Genomic DNA, 7,453 nt, shown 5'->3' on the forward strand with positions numbered 1-7,453 from the left:
TCCCCTAAATTTTTAGCATTAAAAAAGCAGACATCAATGTCTGCTTTTTTGTTTGTGTGACTTGTTGTGATAGCTGGTAAATTGCTGGTTCTGACAAGCTTTTGGACAGAAATCATTTAGAGCTGAAACTCTGAAAGCAACGACTTCCATTAGGTAAAGTATGGCGACCTGATATGTGGTATCGCCTTGCTAAGCGGAAATTAATGGTTGGCTATAATCGCGAAGCGATGGTCAACTGTTAATTTCCGTTTAAGCAACTTGTTACATGCTTTATACACTTTGATTTGGCCGACTCTCAATTAAGTGCAATCGATATTTAAGTGCATGATGTGTCCTAAAATCTTTTTCGATATTCATTTTCAAGTTAGGCGTACTACTTATGTACTCCCAGCGGCCTTGCTTTTTCTGACCAATTATTGAGTTGTCAAAAAGAAATGCCAAATGTTCTCGTTTTTCACCATCAGAAGCGTTCGGAAATTCACTGTCATATTTAGCTGAGAAATCTGAATAGTTGAATGTTTCTACTTGAATAGTTTGTAAAACTGTCAATAAAGCACTGATCTTAGGGAATTGATTTGACCATTCGTCTATCAACTCGTTATAAGCACTAGTAGAGGCTTCACGGTCTGCATCGTAAAGCTCTTGTGAAGTATATAGTCCACTACTATTTTCTACATGGCAATCTCTGATTTTATTAAAGTAGACTATGATATCCCTAGGTCTAAAAAATGATCTTCGTGTTATATATTTGAAAACAGGCGTGCCTTGACGCACGAAACTGATACCAAATAGATTAGCAGATTTATCACTTTCAACTAGTGTCATACCTTCTGGAGCATATTTTTTTATACGTTCAAAATACATATCATCGAGACTTTCTGAATCCCAAGAAATTGTCACTGCACTATCTTGAAGTAATTTATTTTTATCATTGAATTTTAATGAGTGATAAATATCTGTTCTAAGAAAAGGAACCACTTTCAAATTTTTCGATAAGTTAGAATCTAACGCTATGTTTCGGCAGACATTTACGAGATTGATTAATACTTTACTATATTCAGCTATCTCACCTTCCAACCAATTTTCATCTAATTGATCTAAAGCAATTAAAATCTTATGCTCATTACAGTTATCTTTAAAAATCTTTTCAAAGTAACCCAGCAAAGTAAATGCATTTGACCTCAATTTTGATTGAAGTTGCTTATCTGCTGCAATATCTTCAAAAGAAACTTCTCCAATATCAGCGGAAAAATCATCAACTTCTACACTTGGGCCACCAATTGAAGAAAGGCGGCCTATTTTAGAAAAAATAACCTCAGTTAAACTTGGATCTGGGTTGCCATAAATTTTATCAATATACTTTTTAGCCCATTTTAATTCTTTGTTTAATGACTCGTTTTTTAACTCTTTTATTTCTATTAATTTGGAAAGTGCTTTTACAAAAAATAGGTAACGCCAACTTTTTTGATATGCAGATAATTCACCTGCCAAAGATTCTTTATAAAGCTGATGAGCAGGCCAAGGGTAATGACTAAAGTTAATACAAATTGTATTGTAATTATTTAAATCTTTAGACTCTGCCTTTTTAAGATGTTCGTAAATAGCCGTTTTCCCCATGCCTTTTCGGCCTAAAACTAACCAAGATCGGCTATTTGTTATTTCCTTTATTTCAGGAAGTTTGAAGAAGTATTGTTGTAAATCTTCATCTGTTTCAGCTGAAACCTGAAATTCAGGAAACCAATTTTTTATATCCATAAAAACTCCAATCTATGATGCAAAACTCGTAGCATGTAACGTTTTAGTATTTATGCGTTGCGCTGTTTGCAGGGCACAAATCGCTTGTTGGACTTGGCCGATGCCAAGTTCAGGTTAATTTGGTATGCTTTATGCTACAGGGATTTGCTTTTTTTGATGCTGGCTCTGGGCTGTAGAGCTGTTTTGAATTGATTATATGGCTTGATATGTACTTTTTTCATTGAAATTCCCTTGTCATTGTTGTGTTCCATCCCATCTTTTTAAGTCTAGCTGATTCAATGAGGATAATATACTCGATTAAGTCCTCATTTGGCTCCGCGCAGCGGCTTAGTTCAACAGCTTTTATGTGTCAGTTCCTGCATAGTGATCTTCGACTATTGTCATAGCAGACTCTGTGGCGGCACTATGGTCATCAAACGATTGTTTATAAAAATAGAAAAATGCGATCCCGAACTCAGCTAACTCTATGAATATAAAGTTATTCGTAGAGTGGAAGAAATGAAAGTCTTTATTTTTAGTATGCATAATACAAAGGGAATTAAACCTATCAGCCTTTGATTTCACACTCAATACTTGCAATGCCGAGCGAAAATTTGAAAACACCTTTGCAGGACTCGTGTCCATAGAGCCTTGAAACATTGCAATAGGCATTTTGCCAATAAAAGGAATGTACTCAGCACCTTTTACCTTATTTAAGTTTCTGCGAAGGTCGAGTACTTGAAATTTGTACTCTAGAGTTTCTAACCATAGGATGATTAACTCTAAGGTCTCATGTGTGAACTCTTGGTGACTAACATCGACTCTTTCAAATTCATGCTTCAAATGTCTCTCCAAATAGCCAAGGAGATTCGAGTTGCAATCTTTGCATGCAGGTAGTGTAGTTTTATTGTATGTTTGATAAATACCGTTAGTTGTTGTTTCGAAAGTTCGCTTCGTACAACGATTATAGACCCATTGAGGTATCACGTGCTCTCTAGTCAGTTGGTCTTGAGACCCACAAATTATGCACATCTCTGCTGAGTGTTCGGCTATAATTGCGTCAGTAATTTTCTTCTTATTTGCTCTGATTTTCTTTCGAAGTTGAACCAATTTTAACTGAATACTCATCTAAGGCATGACTCCTAACTCGCTCTAGCACATAACGCTTCCTGTACGACTCTACACCGTAGTTCACGTACATATAATGCAGCCTTTCATCGAGTACTTCAATATATAATCAATAGGTTAGTGAACACATTGAAAGGTTAGACCACGCTGTGTAGCATAATATATAAATGAACTGCATTCGGATAATTTTTTTGATGGCAAACGCATTCCAACAAAATATGAATGAGCATTTACACTAGCTTGCTTTGGGGCATAAACGAGTTACCAGGACCAGCTTTAAACTTCATTTATATTAGATCAGTAACAGCAGGCCATCACTTCAATCTAACCAATTGCCTGCCGCAGGCTTATGTGCAAGCACGACTGTGACACGCTGCACTCTTTATATAAATCAAAAGGTCCCTGAAAGCTCGGCCATGACGTCCTTGTCATGGACGGTCACAGCCGCGCTTACACCGGAATTTTCATCTCTTCGATTTAGCTTTTTATATTGCAACAAGTAAAAGCCAAATATCAAAAGCTAGACAATCTATAAATCTAAGAAAGTAAAAGACTAAAACTCAATTTGAATTGAGGACGTTGAAGAAAATAGCGTGATGCTCACATGGATGTGAGCATAGCTTTCGAGGTGCAGGATCACTCCTTAGCATCCATGCCACCGTGACATTTGTAAATCCATTTACTTCAGACTCACCATCGGAAGCGTTAGCATTTTCACTCTTTATAATAAACAGGGGCCGAAGTTAGCAACAAACGAAGTTAAAAGCTGGATAAATCCCCATCGAAAATCATGCGCTTTTCAGCATTTTTCGTTAGGGGCGGCGGGGCCTAATTCATTAATAAAGAGTATGGAGGGTAATGCTGTTGATACCCTTTTGGTTGGGTGTGGGTGGAAAACCGACGACGTTAATCCAAACGGAGTTTGGAAATACAAAAAAGGCATCAACAGTCTAATTTGGGTGCGGACTAGGTATCACGACTTTGAATTGTTCATAATAACCGATTCTTTAAGCCACAATAATGCTTCTTTAAAATGGTCAGTATCAAATAACTTACATGAAGCGGGTTTTATAAGGTCTTGCGGATGCGTCCGTAAACTATTTGTTGGTCTTTGTTGCAACAAAGCCTAACTTGTTAGGTAAAGACTGCAGGCTTAATAAATAACTCATAGTCAAAATTAGCTGTATTAAGCAATTTAAATAAACTGATTTTCAGCTAATACCATGATTTTTAACTGCTTAAGGTTGCCATTAATTAGCTTTGGAACGTGTTTGGTGTGATTGTTAAAAGTGTTAATTGTCATACTGCTGTCACATTAGCGTCATAGACTTGTCATCATCGTCATTGATACTGAGCCTGTCTTAAATAACAACGCTTATAATACCGGAGCACAAAAATGAAACTTAAACAGCTAGTTGGCGCTATCGCCTTTTCTGCAGCTGGTGTATTTTCAGCTACATCTATGGCAGCCATTGATAAAACATTACCTGTGTACGAAAAAACCAGTGGTGTTTCAGGTAACTTGTCATCAGTGGGTTCAGATACTTTAGCTAATATGATGACCTTATGGGCTGAAGATTTTAAACATATTTACCCTAACGTAAATATCCAAATTCAAGCTGCTGGTTCTTCTACTGCGCCGCCAGCATTAACTGAAGGTACTTCTCAGTTCGGTCCTATGAGCCGTCAAATGAAGCCTAATGAAATTGAAGCTTTTGAAAAACATTATGGTTACGCACCAACAGCTATTCGTGTTGCAATTGATGCATTAGCAGTATTTGTTCATAAAGATAATCCAATCGAAGGGTTAAGCATCGAGCAAATCGATTCAATCTTCTCATCAACTAAAAAGTGTGGTGGTGATGATGTAACGCGTTGGGGCGATGTTGGGCTAGAAGGTAACTGGGCTAAGAAAGACGTGCAATTATATGGCCGTAACTCAGTATCAGGTACTTACGGTTACTTCAAAAAGAAAGCACTTTGTAAAGGTGACTTTAGACCAAACGTTAATGAGCAACCAGGTTCTGCTTCAGTAGTGCAATCAGTTTCTCAAGGTCTTAATGCTATCGGTTATTCTGGTATCGGTTACAAAACTGCAGGTGTTAAAGCGGTAGCGCTTTCAAAGAAAGGCACTAAATACATCGCAGCAACTGCAGGTAATGCAGCGAATGGGACTTACCCATTATCACGTTACTTATACGTTTACATCAACAAGCACCCAAACAATGACTTATCACCAATGGATCGAGAGTTCATCCGTTACGTGTTATCGCTGCAGGGTCAGCAAATTGTTGAGAAAGATGGCTATGTTCCACTACCACGTAGTGTCGTTGCAAAAGATTTACAAAAAGCAGGTATCAAGCTTTAAGCTTACCGCCTAACAAATGATTAGAGCCTCAATTATGAATATAGTTGAGGCTTTTTTTATACCTTCGATAAATATGAATTTAATCTAACTTGTCGATGAAAAGCGCGCATTGGTATATTCTGTTGCACATCATACTGTTGGTGAATAGGTATCAAATTGACAACGCTTTGGGATAATAATCGTGACTATCATTCAGTAGCCAATACTGATGAAATTAAAGTACATAATATGCAGCTGACACTGGCAGTTGATTTCGAGTTACAACAATTGACTGGCCAAGTGATATTACAGTTCAAGCGCCTGCAAACTTGTGATCAACTCGTGCTTGATGGTCGAGATCTTAATATTGATACCATCAGTGATATCCAAGGCAATGCCGTTGACTATGCCGTTGAGCATATTGATACTCTGCAAGGGGATAAAATCGTTATCAACATCGGTAAGGTAATTGATGAAGTTGTGATTCAATACCGCACCTCACCGAATTCGCAAGGCTTGCAATGGCTCACGCCAGAACAAACCTTAGGTAAACAATCTCCTTATTTATTCAGTCAATCGCAACCCGTTAATGCCCGCAGTTGGATCCCTTTGCAAGACACGCCTAAAGCCCGTATTACGTTCACAGCAACAGTGACAGTCAATAATGGTTTAAGAGCCGTTATGAGCGCTGCTAATAGCGATGTGATGCCAACAGATGGTGTATTTCAGTTTGAGATGGAAAAGCCCATTCCGACCCATTTATTAGCGCTGGCAGTAGGGGATTTAGCTTACGGGGCGATAAGTGATCGCTGCGGTATTTATACCGAACCTGCCATGTTGGCCAGCGCATTAGCAGAGTTTGAAGATACCGAAGAGATGATATTGGCTGCAGAGTCTTTATTAGGCCCATATCCTTGGGGTCGTTATGACATGATTGTATTGCCGCCCAGTTTTCCGTTTGGTGGCATGGAAAATCCAAGACTTGCCTTTATCACGCCGACATTAATCGCGGGGGATAAAAGCCTAGTATCAACAGTCGCTCATGAATTAGTACACTCCTGGACCGGTAACCTAGTCAGTAATGCAACATGGCGTGACTTATGGCTTAATGAAGGCTTTACCACCTATTTTACCAACCGTTTAGTTGAGAAAATATATGGTGAAGAGCAAGCTGAATTGGAGTGGGTGATTGAGTTTGGCCGCCTTAAAGAAGAAATGACCTCAATGCCATTAGCCGCGCAAACACTACCGGCGAACGTGCAGCACCAAGATGCGAATGACGCTTTTAATCGCTTTACCTATGACAAAGCATCAATGTTTGTCCATGAACTTGAAGTACGATTAGGCCGTAAAGCCTTTGATCACTTCTTATTTGATTATGTGCAGCATTTTAAATTTCAAGCCATTACCACAGAAACCTTTATTGAATATGCCAAGCAAACCTTGCTTGTGCAGTATCCCGAGGCCATCAGTGAATCAGAGTTGATGACTTGGGTATACGGTGAAGGATTACCCCAATGGTTTGTTGGGCCGACATCCACAAGCTTAGATAAAGTGGATTTGGCATTGCAGCAATTAAAGCTGGGCGACAGTGCGGCTAAATTGAATGTGGCTGGTTGGCGAGTGCATCATTGGCAGTATTTTATCAAACAGCTACCGCTGCAACTCACGCAGCTACAACTTACCGATCTTGATAGCGTGTTTGGCTTCTCGGGTTCACAAAATGCTGAGCTTGCCTGCGACTGGTACAGTGTAGCCATCCGCAATAACTATGAGATAGTGCTGCCAAAGGTTGCAGCCTTTTTAGGTCATATTGGCCGAGCAAAGTTTGTTAAGCCGCTTTATAACGAGTTATTAATTGCCGGGTATGAGCAACAGGCTTTAGCGATATTTCAGCAGGCAAGGGCAGGTTATCATCCTTCACTGCAAGTACAACTTGATGCACTGATGCAGCAGCTTTGAAGCTCGGCGCTATTGATTAACAATGGCTAAAAAAATGGCAACCCAATGGGTTGCCAGAAGTATTACTTTGCGGGTTTTGCTAATAATGCGCTAGCGTATTAACAATGCCCTAAATGGAGGATGATGATGAACAATGAAACCGGGTAAAACATAATTCGGTTAGCGATAATGTCATTCGATATTCAGTCACTGTGATGAAGAGTTTGTGAACATCGCCTTAAAAGCACATTACCTCGTTGCTACAGTTACTCAGAGTGGCTCATTTCAAAAAAGTTCATTACC

General features: G+C 39.1%; 4 protein-coding genes. 2 read left to right on the plus strand and 2 right to left on the minus strand.

The window, feature by feature from the left end:
- Window positions 1-270 precede the first annotated feature (270 nt).
- A complete protein-coding gene (locus Q4533_RS06465) occupies window positions 271-1,755 on the minus strand; it encodes a hypothetical protein (protein ID WP_303502410.1) in 1,485 nt (494 codons plus the stop codon).
- 342 nt (window positions 1,756-2,097) lie between these two features.
- Window positions 2,098-2,577, minus strand: coding sequence for a hypothetical protein (locus Q4533_RS06470; protein WP_303446580.1), 480 nt, complete (start codon window positions 2,575-2,577; stop codon window positions 2,098-2,100).
- A 1,681-nt stretch (window positions 2,578-4,258) separates the two neighbouring features.
- Here Q4533_RS06470 and Q4533_RS06475 point away from each other — a divergent pair.
- Entirely contained in the window at window positions 4,259-5,230 is a 972-nt protein-coding gene (locus tag Q4533_RS06475) for a PstS family phosphate ABC transporter substrate-binding protein (protein ID WP_102440693.1), read from the plus strand.
- 156 nt (window positions 5,231-5,386) lie between these two features.
- Window positions 5,387-7,171, plus strand: coding sequence for a M1 family metallopeptidase (locus Q4533_RS06480; protein WP_303502413.1), 1,785 nt, complete (start codon window positions 5,387-5,389; stop codon window positions 7,169-7,171).
- Window positions 7,172-7,453 lie beyond the last annotated feature (282 nt).

It is taken from the genome of Shewanella sp. 6_MG-2023 (assembly GCF_030547195.1).
GTDB lineage: Bacteria > Pseudomonadota > Gammaproteobacteria > Enterobacterales > Shewanellaceae > Shewanella.